The organism is Treponema sp. (genome assembly GCF_024696245.1).
In the GTDB taxonomy this organism is placed as follows: Bacteria; Spirochaetota; Spirochaetia; order Treponematales; family Treponemataceae; genus Treponema_D.
Genome location: NZ_JAILGZ010000136.1, coordinates 1 through 18,862 on the forward strand (window position 1 = coordinate 1; position 18,862 = coordinate 18,862).

Annotated in this window: 16 protein-coding genes; 4 read left to right on the plus strand and 12 right to left on the minus strand. The window is 35.3% G+C overall.

Features of this window, described 5'->3' with window-relative positions:
- Positions 1 to 417: 417 nt before the first annotated feature.
- The 3 genes from K6D58_RS09835 to K6D58_RS09845 all read right to left on the minus strand — a co-directional run bounded on the left by K6D58_RS09835 (position 418) and on the right by K6D58_RS09845 (position 2,125).
- Positions 418 to 969 carry a hypothetical protein gene (locus K6D58_RS09835; RefSeq protein ID WP_296830209.1) on the minus strand — a complete coding sequence of 184 codons (552 nt, stop codon included), beginning with the start codon at positions 967 to 969 and terminating at the stop codon, positions 418 to 420.
- A 110-nt stretch (positions 970 to 1,079) separates the two neighbouring features.
- Positions 1,080 to 1,895, minus strand: a complete 816-nt coding sequence (locus K6D58_RS09840; protein ID WP_296830211.1) for an NADase-type glycan-binding domain-containing protein — start codon at positions 1,893 to 1,895, stop codon at positions 1,080 to 1,082.
- Between the two features lie 2 nt (positions 1,896 to 1,897).
- Positions 1,898 to 2,125: a hypothetical protein gene (locus K6D58_RS09845; protein ID WP_296830213.1), complete on the minus strand. Its 228-nt coding sequence runs from the start codon at positions 2,123 to 2,125 to the stop codon at positions 1,898 to 1,900.
- 246 nt (positions 2,126 to 2,371) lie between these two features.
- On the opposite strand from K6D58_RS09845, the gene K6D58_RS09850 reads away from it, so the two are divergent.
- A complete protein-coding gene (locus K6D58_RS09850) occupies positions 2,372 to 3,127 on the plus strand; it encodes an RluA family pseudouridine synthase (protein ID WP_296830214.1) in 756 nt (251 codons plus the stop codon).
- A 102-nt stretch (positions 3,128 to 3,229) separates the two neighbouring features.
- On the opposite strand, the gene K6D58_RS09855 is transcribed toward K6D58_RS09850, so the two are convergent.
- From K6D58_RS09855 to K6D58_RS09865, 3 genes are all read right to left on the minus strand, one after another.
- The gene (locus tag K6D58_RS09855) at positions 3,230 to 4,288 is read right to left on the minus strand and encodes a hypothetical protein (RefSeq protein WP_296830216.1); all 1,059 of its coding nucleotides are present in this window, start codon (positions 4,286 to 4,288) and stop codon (positions 3,230 to 3,232) included.
- A 118-nt stretch (positions 4,289 to 4,406) separates the two neighbouring features.
- Entirely contained in the window at positions 4,407 to 5,408 is a 1,002-nt protein-coding gene (locus K6D58_RS09860; protein ID WP_296830217.1) for a Gx transporter family protein, read from the minus strand.
- Positions 5,389 to 5,736 (minus strand): NusG domain II-containing protein, encoded by a 348-nt coding sequence (locus K6D58_RS09865; protein WP_296830218.1) that lies wholly within the window; start codon positions 5,734 to 5,736, stop codon positions 5,389 to 5,391. The genes K6D58_RS09860 and K6D58_RS09865 overlap by 20 nt, the downstream gene beginning before the upstream one ends.
- 119 nt (positions 5,737 to 5,855) lie before the next feature.
- Here K6D58_RS09865 and K6D58_RS09870 point away from each other — a divergent pair, with 119 nt between their 5' ends.
- A complete protein-coding gene (locus K6D58_RS09870) occupies positions 5,856 to 6,896 on the plus strand; it encodes an omptin family outer membrane protease (RefSeq protein WP_296830220.1) in 1,041 nt (346 codons plus the stop codon).
- Positions 6,897 to 7,069: 173 nt separating this feature from the next.
- Entirely contained in the window at positions 7,070 to 7,717 is a 648-nt protein-coding gene (locus K6D58_RS09875) for a cytidylate kinase-like family protein (RefSeq protein ID WP_296830221.1), read from the plus strand.
- Here K6D58_RS09875 and K6D58_RS09880 read toward each other — a convergent pair.
- The gene (locus tag K6D58_RS09880) at positions 7,683 to 10,565 is read right to left on the minus strand and encodes an ATP-binding protein (protein ID WP_296830223.1); all 2,883 of its coding nucleotides are present in this window, start codon (positions 10,563 to 10,565) and stop codon (positions 7,683 to 7,685) included. The two genes, K6D58_RS09875 and K6D58_RS09880, sit on opposite strands and share 35 nt — an antisense overlap.
- A 22-nt stretch (positions 10,566 to 10,587) precedes the next feature.
- Positions 10,588 to 11,349, minus strand: a complete 762-nt coding sequence (locus tag K6D58_RS09885; RefSeq protein ID WP_296830225.1) for a response regulator — start codon at positions 11,347 to 11,349, stop codon at positions 10,588 to 10,590.
- Positions 11,350 to 11,573: 224 nt separating this feature from the next.
- Here K6D58_RS09885 and K6D58_RS09890 point away from each other — a divergent pair, with 224 nt between their 5' ends.
- Positions 11,574 to 12,176, plus strand: a complete 603-nt coding sequence (locus K6D58_RS09890) for an isochorismatase family protein (RefSeq protein WP_296830227.1) — start codon at positions 11,574 to 11,576, stop codon at positions 12,174 to 12,176.
- Positions 12,177 to 12,308: 132 nt separating this feature from the next.
- Here the strand turns inward: K6D58_RS09890 and gltA are convergent, their stop codons facing one another.
- From gltA to K6D58_RS09910, 4 genes are all read right to left on the minus strand, one after another.
- A complete protein-coding gene (gltA, locus tag K6D58_RS09895; RefSeq protein WP_296830228.1) occupies positions 12,309 to 13,808 on the minus strand; it encodes an NADPH-dependent glutamate synthase in 1,500 nt (499 codons plus the stop codon).
- 59 nt (positions 13,809 to 13,867) lie between these two features.
- Positions 13,868 to 14,707 (minus strand): sulfide/dihydroorotate dehydrogenase-like FAD/NAD-binding protein, encoded by an 840-nt coding sequence (locus K6D58_RS09900; RefSeq protein ID WP_296830230.1) that lies wholly within the window; start codon positions 14,705 to 14,707, stop codon positions 13,868 to 13,870.
- Positions 14,708 to 14,941: 234 nt separating this feature from the next.
- A complete protein-coding gene (locus K6D58_RS09905; RefSeq protein WP_296830231.1) occupies positions 14,942 to 16,213 on the minus strand; it encodes a hypothetical protein in 1,272 nt (423 codons plus the stop codon).
- Between the two features lie 2 nt (positions 16,214 to 16,215).
- Positions 16,216 to 18,862 (minus strand): hypothetical protein (locus K6D58_RS09910; RefSeq protein WP_296830232.1); only part of this gene is annotated, 2,647 nt, incomplete at its 5' end.

Here is an 18,862-nt window from a genome sequence, read left to right on the forward strand (position 1 = left end):
AAACTAGAAGGAGGCGCATCATGGAATTAAAAAAATCATTCTATGCATTTTTAATATGTCTGTTTTGCATCATGCCGTTGCATGCGGATAAGTGGATTGAGTATGGCAAAAATATTTTATTTATAGTTGGATCTTTTCCGTCTTCGTGAAATTCCAAAGTTATCAAGTAATTTCTTCCTTTTCCTATAATAGTTGCTGTATGCCCTGTCCAGCCACAACTCCAGGACGGGGCAGGACTGGTCTGTGCCACCCGCTATTTCTGTCTTCAATCGCAATTTTTTGCCACACGGGTTCGAAAAATCTAACGATTTTTCTTTTTTTAATATCCGTGTGACTATTTTCAAAGAACTAGTTTCAAATCTTCTGATTATAATAGAAGAAAGATGTTGCTTTGTAAATTAAAAAAAATTATAGTCTTTATTTCTTGTTTTGCAGAACAGCTGAAATGTAAAGATCCAGTACTTCAATTTTACCGGAATTATTTTTTACAAAAAACTGTTTCTGGTTTACTTTATTTTCATGAATAGATACGGTATAAATCATTAAATCACATGAAGCATCACTTTTTGAATAAAAAGATTTTGCATATTTTTTTATTCGAGATATTTCATTTTCTGTAATTTTTCTTTCATCAATACAATATCCTTTTTTTTCAAGAGTGTCTTTTTGATACATAATGAAATCTTCATTTTTCAGCATATTCACATCAAGCATTACAACATTTATTTGTTCATGCTTATCTAAACAATAATACCAGTCATCATTCATTTTGTTCCATTTATAATCATTGAGAACAAAAACGCATATAATCATTCCGAGACCAATAATAATTAAAAAAACTGAACAAGCTTTAAGCATTATTCTTCTTTTGCTATTAATTATTTTTGATTTACAAACTGTGGATCTTAAAAATATAAAACCGACAATTAAAAAAGATATACCTGACATAATATATTTAATGTTATTCATATAATTCCTCTGTTTCTTTTGAGCATCGGTCTGCTCATTCCCATCCGGGTCCACATACTTAACCGGATTGTTCCCAGCATAGTGGTACAAATTGCTGTTGATGGGAATAGTTAATAAACTCTAAAAAATATTGTATTGATACATGTATCCTGATATTTTGTTCCTTCATAGACTTCAAGAATTTCCAGTTCTACATTACTTTCTATTCTTTCTCCTAAAGTAATTTTTTGAGGGGCGGGCGTATCTTCAAGTTCTATTATCATCGGTTCCTTACTCACATCAAGAAATGTAAGCTTAATTTTTTTTGGTCGTGAATTTTCTTTATAGAGATATGGTTTTTCATAGGATATGTATCCTGTCATTATGTAAATAACACTATCGTCGATTCCAAATGTTACTTTCTGACCAATCCCGTTTCCTTTTACATTTTCTACCCATGGAGTTTCCAAATCCCATGTTCCAATATTTTCTGCAGAATATTCTTTATTTTTTTCTTTTAAATATGTACTTGCCTCAAAACATAATTTATTAGGAAGACGTAAAGCCTCATAACCTCTAATTGTATAATACCCAAAATATTCAGGTTCTTTTTTATTTTGTTTATAGAGAAGTAAAACGTCATCAGATGCTATGCAAAGATAAGTTGTTCCATTTTCTAAATCAAGAAAAGTTAGGCCGCCATCCTTTCTTTCTCTATATTTGTAACTTCCAATGATATAGTTTTCAGATTTTTTTCCTTTTTCATAATCAATGAAAAACATAGTATAATCTTTAAATCTGATGCTATGATCCATAGTATTTTCCTGATCAACAGCATATGATTTACCTTCAAGCGTAAAATCTTTCATATCTATTTTCTGAAAAGTTTCAGCCTGCAAAAAAAATAAATTCACTATAAATAACAAAAATAAAACATTCTTTTTCATGATTATTCTCCTATTGGTAATGGATCTCTTATTATTATTTTTATTTTATCTCCAGCTTTCCATTCCTTAAATTTATCAGTTTCTTTTGGCTCTCCTCCATGCATATCAAACTCATGCAGAATATTCATAATCTCCTGAAAATTATTAAGCTCTGGAATCTGACATGCTAAACTCTGAGGTTTTCCATCAGAGCGATATGGAGTATTCATACCTCCTGATTTTTTTGACATGATGCAATTATAACACAAAGCATGTTTTTGTTGTCCTCCATTTACATACCAGCCCGGATTGTAGTGGCACTTGTGTTTTGGAGCGGAGCGGAAAAATGTAGCGGCAGCGGAACCACGGAAAGCCGGTTGAGATAAAAATGGAGTTCTTTGTTTTTTTTATTGTCAGGGTGCATTCTTTATGCTGCTCCGTAAAATCATAAATTGTGACTATTTCATTTTAAATAATCTTCTACTATAATTTTATTTATGAAACAAATTGCAGATTTTACAACTGTTTATTCGGACGATGATATTGTTGTGCTTAACAAGCGTTCAGGGCTTCTGGTTGCAGCTGACCGTTATGATGCTGATGCGCCTCGTCTTGATGTTGAGGCAGAAAAAGAATTCGGTACGCTTTTTGCGGTTCATCGTATTGATAAAGATACCAGTGGTCTTGTTATTTATGCTCGTAATGCAGAATCACATAAGGCACTTTCTATGGCTTTTGAAAATCGCCAGGTTCAGAAGACATATCATTGTCTTGTTCATGGTCGTCCTATGTGGGATGATTTGCATGTTACACTTCCTCTTCAGCCTGATGGTGATGACAGGCATCGTACTGTGGTGAATAAAAAATTTGGTAAGCCTTCTGTGACTGATTTTAAATTGCTTGGTTCCTGTAGTGAATATTCCTGGATTGAAGCTAAGCCTCATACAGGTAGAACACATCAGATTCGTGTTCATCTTCATGCAAATGGTTATGATATCGTTTGTGATCCATTGTATTCCGGAAATCAAAAACCTGTTCGTCTTAGTGATTTTAAGCGCCGTTACAATGGTGATGTTGAAGAAGAAAGACCTTTGCTTAGTCGTCTTGCCCTTCATGCTTACAAGCTTGAAGTTGCACATCCAAAGACTGGTGAGCTTATGACTTTTACTGCACCTTATCAGAAAGATATGGATGCGTTGCGTAAACAGCTTTTAAAGATTTTTAAGGTTGATCCTTTAGCAGAAGAAAATTAATTTTTAAATTCCATAAACTATTTTAAAATGAACTCCTGAAAGTGATTTTTTTCTTTACACTTTCAGGAGTTTTTTATTTTTATATTTTTAATTTATTATTTTTTATTTTCTTTTATTTTCAGTTGCCTGAAGATTTGGAATTGTAAACGATGGATCTTCTGCAGCTGTAAATACTGTTACGCCATCAGTGGTTTCTACAGTACCTACTTCAAAATCAGAAACAACATATACTTCTGTTTCTGTTACAAACTTAAGTTCCTTAATTGTTTTTCCAACAAGTTCATGCTGAGGATAAAGGTTCTTTGTTTCATCTTCATCTGCCGGAGCCTGGAATCCCATCTGACTCTTTCTCCAGAACATATTTTCAAGATGAGTAAGTCCGTATGTTTTTCCATCAGTGTCTGTTGCAATTATTGTCTTAAGTGCATTTAAAGATGTTTCTGTAAGAACTTCACTTGAATCATCTCCAGTTGTAACTGAATATGCTGTGTCACCATTATCAAATACAAGTTTCTTTACAGCACCGGTAACACTTGCATTGTCACTGTCTGCAACATACATAGTAATTGCAGGTGAGAAATAATGATGAGCTTCTCCAGCATCAATTGTTACGTACAGTTTATCAAGAGTTTTTGTATTTCCTTTGATTGCACTGATTTCAACACCATTTTCTGTACAAGAAATTTCTTTATAATAAGAAGGTTCTGAATCGAGAACGTAATAGCTGTAATCATCATTCTGGAACAATGTCTGTTTTCCAGAATAACGTACAGTGCTTGTTCCGCCTCTTCCACTTGTTGTAATATCAACACTTTCTGAAGAGTCTGTAACTTCACTACCAATTGCTTTAAGAACTTCAAATTCATCTTTTGAAATTTTTACAGGGCAGGTAATGCCACTAAGTGTTGCTTCTGATGGAGTTGTCTGACTATGATAAACACCATAAGTCATTGCTCCAGTTGCAGCTTTAACAGTTGCAGATGAATAGGCATCGTATTCACCATCACTTGTTTCTGCAGAGAAGAAATCTGCAAAAGGAATATTTACAAGTGCATAGACACTGCTGTCATTTGAATTATTATCATCACTATCAGAGCAGCTTGTAAGAAAACCAGTCATTGCCATAGAAAGGGCAAGTAAAGAGAGAAGTAATCTTTTCATAAGATCTCCTGTTTTTAATTTAGTTAGCCCGGACTAACACTGATTAAAAATAGCTTAAGATTAAATAACAGGTCAATCTAAAATGGAATTATTCTCAATAAGAAGCTTGTTTTTTAAATTATTTGCACAAGGTGATTTTGACCCTACTAAAAATATTACCGGAAGAATTTCTAAAGCTTTCACTTAATGTCCGGTAATATGCAAGGATTAATCCCAGGAGTGATTCTTCTGAAGGTTTTAAACTTACTGCACACTGACTTAATGCACTTACCGCTGACAGTCTAAGTGATTTTTCAAGAGCAGTGATTAAGGCTCCCTGAGTTATTCCGAAATTCCAGATTCTGAATACTACCCTGCCTTCAGGTATTACTAATGTAGAAAGGAAAATAAAAATCCATAATGACAAATGAGGAAGTAATAAAATTTTTCTGCCGGAAATTTTTTGTGCAATAAAACTTATAACTAAGGCTGCAATTAAAATATAAATGTTGTCGATAAAAAATAAGGAAGCAGAAAAGACAAGTAACACAAAGAGATAAAGTATCTGACTAAAGGAATGATTCTTATTTTCGTCATTTACTCTTTTACTGCTTTCGGTCCTTAAAATTTTTTCAAGACTGTCTGATTTTATTTCCCCGGAGATTTTTGTACTGATATAAGCTGTTATAATTCCGCTGGCGGTGTTAAAAATAAGCATTGGTCCAAGAAGAACATAAGTTCCTTCTCCTAGATAAAATGCACAGCTTATTATCTGAACCAGGGCACTTACCGCAGAGCCAGTTACAGAAATTCCGTAAACAGAAATTAATTTATCTTTACATTTTTTATTCAGTAAAAATATTCCATACATAACAAGGGCGCTAAAAAAACTTTGCAGTAGTGACACTAAATAAAATGGAGAAAAAAGAATTCCTCCCATTAAGGATGCAGCTGTTGCCTTTAACAAAGATAAAAGCATAAATGAAGAAAAGGGCATTCCTAAAGCCATAAGTATGGCAATGTTTCCAAGGCCAAGTCTAAAAAAAGGAATAATCCGGGGAAGAATCATCTCTACATAAGAAAACAAAAGTGTAAGGGCAGTAAGGTATGCAACTTTTTCTCTACTCTGCAATTGCATCATAATCTTCTCCCTGATCTTCTATAGTGATAATTACTTCATTTGGCAGACAAACTAAAGGTGAATGCCATCCCTGATTTACACAGTTTTTGTTTTGACAGGGTGAATCAATTATCCTAACCTTCCTGTCTTTAATTTCAAAAGTGGTAATTCCTAAAAGGCCATGCACTTTATAAATTCCATCAGCCTTTGCTGAATACTCGTATTCATTTTCTCCGGCTTTAACAACAACAGTGTTTCCTTTTTTTAAAGAGTTTTTAAAAATTAAATATATTCCCGCTGCCATAAGTGCTGCAACAATGACAAAATCAAGAATACGAATCTTCCTCATGGCCTGATTATAAATAATAATTTTATCTTAAAACAGTAGCTTTTAATTATTATTAGTCTCAATAAGGATTTTTTAGTAAATCTCAAGATCTTGTGATATAATTTAAATATAGGTAATTAATGAAAAAATCGTATTTTCTGATATCTGTATTATTATCTGCTGCAAGGCTTTTTTCTCAGGAAAATTCCCAGGCTCAAACTTCTCCCTGGAGCCTTGAGCTTTCTCCTTTTTTTACAGTCCGCTATGGTGAACAAAAGGAATTTGTTTATACAGAAAATCTTTCAGGAAACATGGTTACTTTAAGTCAGCTTGACTGGGAAGAAAGTCCGGTTTATTTTTTTAATCTAAATGCTTCCGGGGAATATAAAAACTTTATGCTTTCTGCAGGAGCAAAAATCGCACTGCCGTCTGATACAGGAAAAATGTATGACTCTGACTGGCAAAACATTAATGTTCTTGATCCGACAGAAGAACTCTATAGTGTAAAAACCGATTATTCTAATCACACGAATCATTTAAATTTATATTACGGTTTCAGCGGACAATTTTCTTATTCAATAGAATTTAATAATCTTTCTGCAGCACCGTTTAATGCATTAAAAATAAATTCTATTGCCCTTTCTCCATTTGCAGAATTTGAATATTCCTATTCTAGCTTTACAGGAAAAGGTGGCAGCGGACAATATGGTTATGAAAACAAAAATGATTCTCCAAAGCATACATACAATGATCCTGTCTTTTCTCATACATCAGATTTTTCCGGAGACGTAATTCAGCTGGAACGAATTTCTTATGTAACATGGGCGGGTCTTTCTTTTAATTTAAATTTCCATCAGGATTTTTATACTGTGCTTTCTTGTGCAGTAAATCCTTTTATCTATGTTCAGTCTCTTGATTCTCACCTCACAACTAATTATTACTTCTATGATACGATGCATGAATTTTTTAGCGGATATAAACTAGGACTCACAGTAGGAAAATATTTTAATGCCCATCATGCAGCCTTCGTTAAAGCTAACTTCATGTGCATTGATACAATAAAAGGTTCAACCGCTTATTCTGTAGGCAGTAAAACCGGAACATATAATTCCAGTAACGATACCTGCGGTGCTTCATTTGAATGGTTTGAAGTTTCCCTTGGATACACCTACAGGTTCTGAAACTTTTTTAAAAAAGAAAAAAATTTATCTGATTAAAAAAATGTGCTATAATTAATTGAAAAAAATTTTATTTTAAAATTTATTTGTCTGATTCGACATATATCTAAAGCCTGCAACTGCTGTCCGCGACTTCCTTGTCGCGTGGCTGCCGCCAAGGCTTTAAAGGAGTTTTTATGAATAAAATTATTACTATAAGCCGCGAATATGGTTCCGGTGGACACACTATCGGGCAAAAAACAGCTGAGATTTTAGGCATACCTTTTTACGACAAAGAAATCATTGATATGTCTGCAAAAGATTCCGGCCTTTCTCCGGACTTCATTCAAAAAACTGAACAAAATATTTCATCAGGCTGGCTTTATACACTTTTACTTGGTGCAAGTTACGCAAGCCCTGGAACATCTTCCCGTCTTGGCATGAGTACTCAGGCACCTGCAGTTCCTTTAGCCGACCAGGTTTTTAATGCCCAGCGTAAAGTTATTATTGAACTTGCAAAAAAAGGTCCTTGTGTTATTGTAGGCCGTTGTTCCGATTACATTCTCCGTCACTGTGATGAAATTAATCCAGATAATCTTCTTAACATTTTTATCTATGCTCCAATGGAAGATAAAGTTAAGCGCGCTATTGAACAGAAAGGTCTTGATCCTGCAACTGCAGAAAAAGAAGTTAAGCTTATTGATAAAAGACGTGCCAATCATTACAACACATTTACAGAAAGAACATGGGGTAACCGTATCCATTATGATCTTCTGATAAACAGTTCCCTTGTTGGTGTAGAAAATACAGCTATGATGATCGCCCAGATAGCCCAGCATTGTTAATCAATTCCAGAGAGCGGGCATAATCTGCATCAAAGACTGCCCGCTTTATTTTTTTAAAAGCTTCTTCATATTCTTCCGGTACTTCATATTCATCAAGCATATTTAAAATATTATCTGCCGTATCTGAATCATACACCTGAATACATTCTTCAAGATTTTTTACAGCTTCCTTAAAATCTTCCGGCGATATTTTTTCTTTATTATGATTTTCAGCAAACAAAGGTAAAAGGTATTCCTTATATTTTTTATATGCAGCAAGTAAATCCGGAGTATGTGAATTTATCTTTTCCAAATCATTTTTATCACCTGCTTCTTCCAGCTCCCTTGCTTTTTCTGACAGCTGACCGGCACCAATTAATCTTGCTGAACTTTTTAATGCATGAACCAATACCGTATAATTTTTTATATCTCTACTTTCCAATGAAGATTTTATTTCTTCAGACTTATAATCAATTGTGTTATAAAACTCTTTTAATGTCTGGCGTAGAATTTCTTCTGACCCGGTAAATTTTAAAGCGTCTTCCAGATTTATTCCCTGGAGATTTTTTATATCCTGACTTATGGTTTTTTCTTTTTCATCATCCTGTTCATCCTGAACAAGAGTTACAATATTTTCCGGCAGATACTTTAATAGAACTTCTTCCAGTTTTTCTCCTTCTACTGGCTTAGTTACATAATCCGTAAATCCTGCAGCGAGATAACTTTCTTTTGCACCGGCAATTGCATTAGCAGTTAAAGCAATTACAGGAACATCTTTATTCAAATTATTATTTTTTTCTTTTAGTGCCTGAAGAGTTTCTATACCATCCATCTCCGGCATTCTGTGATCAAGAAAAATAATATCGTATTTATTTTTTTCAACTAGCTCTAAAGTTTCTTTTCCGCTCAGAGCAAAATCCATTTTTATCCTGGTAGATTTAAGAAGTCCTTCAATAACTTTTAAATTTAATTCAGTGTCATCAGTAAATAACACTCTTGCTTCTGGTGCATGGAAACTTTCTTTATAAACCTTTCTTTTTTCAATTGCTGTCTTATAAGTTTCGCAAAAGTTTCCTATAACCGTCCAGTCAGCAACTTTCTGTTCTATAACAAAAAAGAAGTCACTGCCCTTTCCATAATCACTGATTACATTCAAACTTGAATTCATTTGTGTCAAAAGACTTTGTACAATACTAATACCAAGACCTGTTCCTTCTACAGTTCTATTACGTTTTTCATCCACCCTCTGAAAATAATCAAAGAGTTTTGGAATATCTTCTTCTTTAATTCCAATTCCTGTATCAATCACATGAACAGTTAATGCTATGGATTCATTATTTTTCTTTTCAAAAGAAATGCTTAAAGTAACGGAGCCGGCAGGAGTATATTTAATTGCATTTGTTAAAATATTTAAAATACACTGCTTGATTCTTACATCATCACCAATCAATAAATGAGGAATATTCCTATCTATCTCAATATTAAGCATAAGTTTTTTATCTTCTGCCCTTTTGGAAACCATTCCCAGTAAATCCTGAATCATGGAACAGAAGCTGTATTCTACAGGTATTATCTCAAGCTTGCCTGCTTCTATTTTAGAAAAATCAAGAATATCATTTACAAGACTAAGCAGTGTTCTCCCTGCATTTTTTATATCAGCTGCATACTCTTTAATTTTTTCTTCACTGGATTCCCTCATAATCATTTCATCAAAACCCAGCATTGCAGTTATAGGTGTACGAATCTCATGGGACATACTGGATAAAAAATGGGACTTGGTTTTATTTGCCGCCTGAGCAACTGTAAGTTTTGTCTCCAGGATTTTTTCCTTTTCCATATTACGAATATATCCCTGAGTATTTTCTATAGCCTGCACAAGAGCATCGTATAAAATTCCAATTTCGTCTTTTGATTGAATCTTTACCTGCTTTAAATCTATGATTGGAATCAGGCTATGCTCAGAAATTTTACATTTGTTTGCATCTTCCACTGCCTTGGACATCAGAATTAAAGGTTTGGAAATTCTTAAACTTGCCCTGGACTGAATAAAAAGTAAAATCGGAGCTGCAATAATTATCATAAGAATTATAAGTCGTGTGGAAAATACAACTTTTTCCCAGTCGGTAAAATGTCCAACTTCATCAAGAAGTCCTGTGGCAATTAAAAAACCAGCCAGCAGCAAAACAATAGCTTCTATAAAAATAATTCTGGAAATGAACCAGCTGATACCTTCTCCCTTTCTCTCCCTGATGACACGGGTAAATTTAATATAATCATCAGACTCATAAATACCTGTATAAAAATATTCCCGGAATTTTTTTGGCAGAAAATTAAAGTAAACATAGAAGAAGGTTCCTAAAAATAAAGAAGGCGGCAGGGCAATAAAAAAATGCAATGAAATAATTTCATATGCAAAGTTAAGTGGTTTATTTGTAAGAACTGCATACAACTGAGCCCAGCCTGATCCTGTAACAATTGCCAGTACAAAAATTGCAATCACTGTTTTTAAAAAACTTTTATACCACCTGTAAACAACAGGCACATTAGAAATTAAAGAAGCAAGAAGTAAAACAAAAGCATGATAAGGTATACCCGGCATTGCCAGAGCTTCAATTACAAAAAATATCAGGACAACCATTGCCCCCATTGCATAACCGGATAAAGAAGTCAGTATGATTACGGGTACAACCTGAATGTAACAGGTAATTCTGTAAACAACCCAGCCCTGATGATAAAAATTCATCCTGCCAACATGCTCTATAAGTAATAAAAGGGCAAGACAAATTAATGTTGTCAAAGGAATTGTTCTTTTAAAATATTTATTCTGCAAAAGAAAATCTGCAGCATAATTTTTTTCTGCTGTCTTCATATAAACAACTCCTTACGGCTGTTTATTTGCCTTTAAAAAAGTCATTCACTGCTTTAACAAGTAAATCAGGCTCCATTGATTTTAAAAGATATTTTTCTGGTTTTGCTGCAAGAACTTTCATTACAGTCTCTTTATCATCTTTAGCGGTTAAAAAAATCACCGGTATATCTTTTGTATTAAAATCAGACTTAAGCATTTCAAAAACCTGCAGACCGGAAACAACCGGCATTTCATAATCAAGCAAAATTAAATCTACAGGAGTCTGCATTAAAAATTTTATGGCATTCATTCCGGAATTAACAATGTAAACATCGTAATCCACAGAAAGCCAGAGCTTCATTGTTCTAAGGGTTACACTGTCATCATCTACAACAAGTATCTTTTTCTTTCCTGTAGAAGATGCTTTATCATCAGCAACCAGCATATTAAGTTTTGTAAGAATCTCCCTTACATTTACCGGCCTTTTAAAAGAAGAAGCAACAAGATTTCTTGGAAGTGTCTGGTAAGCCTCTTCCAGTTCCATGGAATTTCCAATTAAGTAAAGAATACGTTCCTTTCCATCTTCTGTAAGAAGCTTTTTAAGATAAACAAGGGTGCCGTTAAATTTATTCAGGTTTCCATCAAGATACACCATAAAAATTTCAGGCAGATTTTCTATATGCGCAATACCAACCATATCAGGATCAGCAACCTGCACCTTAAAATTTGCATCTTCCAGCGACTTAATCATAGCTTTTACGAGAAAATTCGGTTCATCTGTAATAAATAAAATCCTTCTTTCCATATTACCTTCCCAAAAGTATTCCTCATTTAAAATTATAATGCAGGCAATTCATATTTTAAATAAAAATTCCGTTAGCAGATTGCATAAAATTAATTTCGTTGATAACTTATAAACAATTAATAATCATCGAGTCAGAATGCCAATCCGGTTACTGTGTCTAGTGCAGCACTAAACACGGATTATCAAGAAAGATTCGCAGTGAAAAATCTCACCAAGGAGTCTTTATGAAACAAATCGTATTGGGCATGCTTACAGCCCTTGCAATTTCAGGAACTGCTTTTGCAGAAAAAAATATTCTCGCATTTGTTGATGTACAGAATGATTTTATTGACGGAAGTCTTGCTGTTGGTTACGACAACTGGTCAAAGGCATATGAAAATCTTGAAAAATTCATGGAGTCAAAAAAGTTTGATACCTACATCTTTACAAGAGACAATCATCCAGCAAATCACTGCTCTTTTAAAGAAGAAGGTGGAATCTGGCCAGCTCACTGTGTAAAAAATACTGCCGGTTCAGAAATCTTCTGGAAACTGACTTCACTTTATAATCAGAAAAACACTGTTAAAATCATGAAGGGAGAAAACAAAGCCGTAGAAGAATACGGCGTAGACCTTCTTTCTTACAAAAAAGCACCTAAAGATGAAGAATGTGATGTTTACGTAACAGGTCTCTGCTACGATTACTGTGTTTCTGAATGTGCTAAAATGACAGCAAAAGCTCACCCAAAGGCAAGAGTTCATATTGTAAAACCTGCAACTGTTGCAATTGACCCTGCAGCTGTAATTGATTTTTCTGAATATCCAAATATTGATGTAATCACAGAATAAATTCAATAAAACTAAAGCGGCGACGCACTTAAACCGCAAAAAAAATCCTGCACCCTTTAACTGATTTAGAAGCAGACTTCATTCAGTTTTAGAATGCAGGATTTTTTTATGTAATAAGGAAAATACTTTTACTTATTTTGCAAGATACTCATTAATACTTGCAGCAGCCTTACGGCCTTCACCCATAGCAAGAATAACAGTTGCAGCACCAAGAACGATGTCTCCACCTGCCCAAACTTTAGCCATGCTTGTTTCCTGTTTTTCATCAACAGTAATATGACCGTGATCATCAACTTTGATTTCCGGTGTTGTAGCAGGAATAAGAGGGTTAGAGTTATTACCAAGAGCAACAATTACTGCATCACAGGCAATTTCATGTTCACTACCCTTAATTTCTACAGGACGACGGCGGCCAGAAGCATCTGGTTCACCAAGTTCATAAGAAAGAGCCTTAATACCAGTAACACGTCCTTCTTCGTTTCCAAGAACTTCTACCGGGTTTTCAAGGAACTTAAATTCTACGCCTTCTTCTTCTGCATGTGCAATTTCTTCACGGCGGGCAGGCATTTCTGCACGGGTACGACGGTAAACAATATAAACTTTTTCTGCACCAAGACGAAGTGCCATACGTGCAGCATCCATTGCAACGTTACCACCACCACAAACTACAACAGTCTTTGCTTCATAGTAAGGAGTATCTGCTTCTCCCTTCTTGTAAGCCTTCATAAGGTTTGCACGTGTAAGATATTCATTTGCAGAGAATACACCAATGTAGTTTTCACCAGGAATACCAAAGAACTTTGGAAGACCTGCACCTGTTCCTACAAATGCTGCATCAAATCCCTTTTCTGTAAGGAACTGCTGAATTGTAGATGTACGGCCAACAAGATAGTTGTATTCAAACTTAACACCCATCTTTTCAAGGTTAGCAACTTCATTCTGAACAATTGATTTTGGAAGACGGAATTCTGGAATACCGTAAACTGTTACACCACCTGCTTTATGGAAAGCTTCAAATACTGTAACGTCATGTCCTGCCTTACGACAGTCTGCTGCAACTGTAAGACCTGCTGGTCCTGAACCGATAATTGCAACTTTCTTTCCTGTTGAAGGAGCGATTTCAGGATTAGTTGTAAGATTGTTTTCACGTTCGTAATCAGCAACAAAACGTTCAAGACGACCAATACATACAGCCTTTTCTGCACTCTTGTAAACTTTACCTACAGTACACTGAGCCTGGCACTGTTTTTCCTGAGGACAAACACGACCACAAATTGCAGGAAGAAGGTTAGTTGTCTTAATAATATCAACAGCCTTTTTAAATTCACCCTTAGCAACCTGTGCAATAAATTCTGGAATACGTACGTTAACAGGACATCCGTTTACACAAGGCATGTTTTTGCACTGAAGACAGCGGTTAGCTTCTACAATTGCCTGTTCCTTTGTGTAGCCAAGTGCAACTTCTGACATCTGACGTGCACGTACTTTTGGTTCACCAACAGGCATTTCCTGCTGAGGAATAGCCATGCGGTCTTTATTTGTAAGAGGAGCCTTTGATTCAAGTTCCTGGATTTTTTTATATTCAGCTTCGCCAGTTTTAGCGAGCTCTTCTGATGAAATGTATTCTGACATTTTACTCTCCGTCTTTCCGAAATATATCCGGAAGCTCATAAATAAATGTTAAGATTAACTTAGTTAAAAATTCCTGACTTGCATTTGTGGAAAGCTTCAGTTTCCTGTGGCTTAAAGCTCTTCATACGCATCATCATGTTGTCCCAGTCAACTTCGTGTGCATCAAAATCAGGTCCGTCTACACAAACGAACTTTGTTTTTCCGCCAACGCTGACACGGCAACCACCACACATACCTGTTCCGTCAATCATAATTGTATTGAGGGAAACAGTTGTCTTAACATTGTACTTCTTTGTTGTAAGAGCACAGAATTTCATCATGATTGGAGGTCCAATAGCAATAACTTCTGCAGGTGGAACATCACTCTGGCAAAGACGTTCAAGAGGAACAGTTGTAACACATTTTTCTCCGGCTGAACCATCATCAGTACAGATGATTACTTCATCACAAACGGCCTTCATTTCGTCAACGAAAATCAGAAGATCCTTTGTGCGTGCACCTTCGATAAGAATTACTTTGTTTCCTGCTTCTTTAAGAGCCTGAACGATTGGATAGAGAGGTGCTGTACCAAAACCACCACCAACACATACTACAGGACGATCATATTTTTTGATTTCAGATGGAGTTCCAAGTGGACCAAGAACGCCACCAAGGTAATCCCCTGCATTTAACTTAGAAAGTTTGTAAGTTGAAGCACCAACTGGCTGGAAAGCAATTGCAACCCAACCTTCTTCAGCATTTGCATCAGCAATTGTAAGCGGAATACGTTCCGTTAAATCCTGATCAACCATTACAATTAAAAACTGACCCGCTTTACGATTTTTTGCAATGTCAGGAGCTTCAAATTTAATGTAAAAAACATTTTCTGAAAGCTGCTTCTTTTCGAGAATCTTGTTCATTTTATTTTCCTTACACAGATTATTATGACCCCATATTATATATCAAAAACATAAAACATGAAAAGTACGCTTCTATTAATAGAATGATTTTTAAAAATTCCTCAATACTATGCCTGTAATTATGTCTGTAATTATACCTGTAAAAAAAATGCACCACTAAAAGTGAACATTATTTGTCCATTTTAGTAGTGCACTTAAATCTTAATAACTATTGTAATTACTTTAATACTAAACTTAGAATCCACACCTTAAGCCAACATGAGCTTCAAGTCCGGACAAAGACCAGGTCTTTGAAAAGTCTGCACCACAGGTTGCAAAATCTACATTCATTTCAAAGACACGGAAGTTCAGTCCAAAACCAAACTGCTGGGCATATACTTCATTACGGTAAAGAGTTGCAAAATTACATTTCAGGAAATACAAAATTGTCATCTCAGCACGTAACTCATATTCCATGAAAATGCTTTCTTCTTTTGAAAAATCATCTCCCCATGGATTACGGAAAGCTACACCTAAGAGAGGCCTGAAAGTACACCAGGAACCAAATGGTCTCCATGCAGCTTCTGTACCAAACCTGAGAGGCTTACGTACACTATAGGAAGATTCCTCTGTATCATTAAGAGAAACATCCTTTGACCATGACTTCTCAAGTTCTTCATCTGAACTTGCACTATCAAGAACAGTACCTAAAGTTGCTTCAAGAGTTGCATGACCGGAAGTCTTATACCTTAAGCGGCCAGGAATAATCGGAATATCTGTATAAGCTGCAACACATAAAGTGTTAAAAAGCTGATACTCACATTCTGCACCAAAACTAATACCACCACTGGACAAAATAGTTGTAATGTCATCACCTAAAGAAGACATAAACTCTGAAGTACCAAGATAGCTAAAATCTTCATCGAAGACATTACGCAAATCAAAGTTTGAATAAACAGCAAAGTCTGTACTTCCATAAGCTTTTAAAGTATAACCGGCTTCACTTGTAGAAACTTCCATATCCATTGTGGTGTATGGCATGTAATAAACAGGAATGTAATAAGAAGGCTTAAATGTCCATCCAAACTTTCCTGTCTTCATTTTAATTTTTGCACCAGTGTCTATGAACATTTCACTTTGAACACTCATGCTTGTATCAATGCTGCCGTCTGAATTTCCATAACCAAGAAATTCAAAAAGCCCTTTACCTGTACTGAATCTTCCTGCCCCATCAAAGCCAAGGTAAAAACCAAAACCTTTATTTTCACCAAGGTTAAGATCTACATACATATTAGCATTTGTTCCAAAGGCAAAAACCAGACCGTCATCACTCATGGCATCTGCCATTTCTGTAAGATCCACTTCAAGATTTTTTACCATGATTTCAGTAAGACCAACTGTATTCTGAGAAAAACTAAAATCAAGATCAGTACCAATATCAAGATAGCGGGGGCTTGGTCTTAATTCAGCAAATGCTGCCAGTGAGGAAACTATGCTGAACAAAATTATTGAAAATATTTTCTTCATAATTAGTCCCCCCAAATATTAATGTATGCACGGTTACTCAAATCAAGTTTAAGCTGAACCGATGCGCCAAGATATGCACCATCTTCAGAATCAATCTGTGAACGTGACATAGTAAGACTCTTTGGTGAACTTTCTGTTCCACCTACAAGACTCATACTTGCAGACGGATGGAAAGGATACATAGTAAGAATCTTTTCTATTTCTGCAGATGTAAAAGACAGCACATTTGTTGTATCTTCAACAAGAGTTATTTCTTTATCAATACCGGTTGTATCGTCAGAAATATTTGCCGCCAGTTCAAGTCCGTCAAAGATTCCGTTTTCTATTGTGTAATACATTGCAAAACTATCTATGGCATCACAATACTCTGCATATTTTTCGTAAGTAGAGGCATCATCTCTATTTAACAAGTCTTCATCAGAAGTTTCCCAGTCATCAGAATAGAAGGACATAATATCAACTTCAATGTCACCTGTTAATTCAAGATTAAAAGAAAGTACAATTGCCATATCAATCTTAATACTTGTATCGCTTGTTGTACTCTCACTTGAACCGGAAGATACATCAGAAAGCATTGCAGAATAAATTACAGTGTCAGAACCTGTCGCTCCCAGTCCCAGTGAATATTTAAATGTCATTGATTCAGGATAAGCATTTATTACGTCTGCAAGATCTGTTGTAAAACTATACTTGCCTGTGTTTCCTTCTGTAATATAAGGAATTACATCAGAGTCGTAAGTGGTTCCTTCTTCTGCAATCAGTGCTGCTGTTTGGTCACTGGCAATAACTGTAGAAACGTCATCCGGCCACGGAACAGTATCAGACATAAAGCTAAGGTTTGCATCTTCTGTAGATGAACCTAAAACATAAATTGAATCTGAGCTTGCGTTTCCTGAAGAATCTGTTGTTGTATAATCAATGCTGATGTTTCCGGAAATTGAAAGTGCATTAAGAATATCTGTCAGACTTGAATTGGAAGATGTTGGTTTCTGTGCATAGAAGAATACCGGCAAAGCTGCAATATTAATATTCTTAATTGAATCACTATCAAGAGAAAGTCCTTCAAGTAAAGATGAAAGATCAAAACTATCAAGACTGTTTTCTCCATCAATTGCCGTACCACTTGTATTCAATGTAACAGAATCCCAGTCATAAAGCATCTCTTCAAATGTAAGGGCAAGCTTATAATCCTGACCAAGAGTAAGAGTATTAAGAGTAATTGTTGTGCTGGCAAACTCAAATGAGAAGTCAACATAATTTGTCTGAGTTGAATCAAGAGTTGTAAAATCAACAGTAGGATACTGAACCCAGGTCTGACTTTCTCCGCTTTCAGAAGTCTTTGAAAGTGACTTACTTAAGTTGTAATTCATCACATTGGAAACAACATTTATCGTAAGGTCATCAGTATCAAGAGTATTTACCAGAGTAAACTTAAAGCCAAGTCCTTCTGCTTCTGTACTTGGATCAAGACTTCCAGAAGAATCATGTTTGTAATAAGCACTTCCTGACTGTGTTCCAAAAGAAATTGTCTTTACATACTGAGTAAGCTGATCCGTAAGCTCAATGGAGTTTCCACTTCCGTCTGTACTTAATGAATAGCTTGTCTGAATGCTGCTGTACTTGTCACTTGTCAAATCAATTTCAACGTCTGACAGTTCAGAAATCTTGTAGGCATAGTTAATTTCAAGAGAAGAAACATTTGTCGTAAAATCAATTGTTGCCCCATAAACTTCTACAGTAACTGTTCCGCCAATTTCAATTGCAGTAGCAGAAGGTGTAATTGTTGTTCCGGAAATATCTGCAACTTTATCAAACAATGTTGTTGCTGCATTTGCACCATCAGTAATATCAGTACCAGAAATTGTATTACCTGCAAATGTAAATTCAATTTCTGTATCAACACCGCTCCAGCCGGTAACTGTACTTGTATAAAGTTCAATCTGGCCGTCACTTATTGTCGCAGAATTAAAGAGCCCTTCCATTTCTGAAGTATCAACTTCCATACTGAATTCAACAGGATCAATTCCAAGTTCAGAAGAAGTTTTCTGAACATTCTCAACCTTGCTTAAAGCAGAAGCAGATGACAGTCCAATAGAAACTTCATAACTGTGAGCAACTAAAGCTTCACCACCAGTAGAACTTCCCTTAAGACAAATATAGAAAGTAGAAGGTAAACCATCTTCAGTATCAAGAGGAATGGAAATTGTTCCGCCGTCTTTTACGCTGACCCAGTCGCTGCTTCCTAAATCTTCATTTGTTCCATCAGAAGAAATAAAACCCTTTCCGTTAAAAACAAAATCTTCAGAACAGTCAGTGGAATCTGTTTTTGTAAAAATAATTTCTACGGCAGAACCACTCTGATAATAAATTTTTTCTGCTTCAGAAGTAATTTCTATAGAACCATGATTTGTTTCAAGTTCAGTCTGAATACCAGGTTCATAACAAGTATCAATTGTAAAACCGTTGGCAGAAAGATTACTATCAATTGTGCTCTGGAACTCTTCCATAAAGTCCAGACCGATCTGACTTGTAGAAGATCCACTTACACTAGGTACAGAAATTGTCTGATCAAAATTAAATCCAAAATCTGCACTTGAAAAAACACTGTCAAAATCCAGATCATCAAGATAAGAACCTATATCAATAGGA

Excerpts from the sequence above, each read along its gene's own strand:
- K6D58_RS09835 (WP_296830209.1), bottom strand. The coding sequence starts at position 969 with ATGAATAACATTAAATATATTATGTCAGGTATATCTTTTTTAATTGTC.
- K6D58_RS09840 (WP_296830211.1), bottom strand. The coding sequence starts at position 1,895 with ATGAAAAAGAATGTTTTATTTTTGTTATTTATAGTGAATTTATTTTTT.
- K6D58_RS09845 (WP_296830213.1), bottom strand. The coding sequence starts at position 2,125 with ATGTCAAAAAAATCAGGAGGTATGAATACTCCATATCGCTCTGATGGA.
- K6D58_RS09850 (WP_296830214.1), top strand. The coding sequence starts at position 2,372 with ATGAAACAAATTGCAGATTTTACAACTGTTTATTCGGACGATGATATT.
- K6D58_RS09855 (WP_296830216.1), bottom strand. The coding sequence starts at position 4,288 with ATGAAAAGATTACTTCTCTCTTTACTTGCCCTTTCTATGGCAATGACT.
- K6D58_RS09860 (WP_296830217.1), bottom strand. The coding sequence starts at position 5,408 with ATGATGCAATTGCAGAGTAGAGAAAAAGTTGCATACCTTACTGCCCTT.
- K6D58_RS09865 (WP_296830218.1), bottom strand. The coding sequence starts at position 5,736 with ATGAGGAAGATTCGTATTCTTGATTTTGTCATTGTTGCAGCACTTATG.
- K6D58_RS09870 (WP_296830220.1), top strand. The coding sequence starts at position 5,856 with ATGAAAAAATCGTATTTTCTGATATCTGTATTATTATCTGCTGCAAGG.
- K6D58_RS09875 (WP_296830221.1), top strand. The coding sequence starts at position 7,070 with ATGAATAAAATTATTACTATAAGCCGCGAATATGGTTCCGGTGGACAC.
- K6D58_RS09880 (WP_296830223.1), bottom strand. The coding sequence starts at position 10,565 with ATGAAGACAGCAGAAAAAAATTATGCTGCAGATTTTCTTTTGCAGAAT.
- K6D58_RS09885 (WP_296830225.1), bottom strand. The coding sequence starts at position 11,349 with ATGGAAAGAAGGATTTTATTTATTACAGATGAACCGAATTTTCTCGTA.
- K6D58_RS09890 (WP_296830227.1), top strand. The coding sequence starts at position 11,574 with ATGAAACAAATCGTATTGGGCATGCTTACAGCCCTTGCAATTTCAGGA.
- gltA (WP_296830228.1), bottom strand. The coding sequence starts at position 13,808 with ATGTCAGAATACATTTCATCAGAAGAGCTCGCTAAAACTGGCGAAGCT.
- K6D58_RS09900 (WP_296830230.1), bottom strand. The coding sequence starts at position 14,707 with ATGAACAAGATTCTCGAAAAGAAGCAGCTTTCAGAAAATGTTTTTTAC.
- K6D58_RS09905 (WP_296830231.1), bottom strand. The coding sequence starts at position 16,213 with ATGAAGAAAATATTTTCAATAATTTTGTTCAGCATAGTTTCCTCACTG.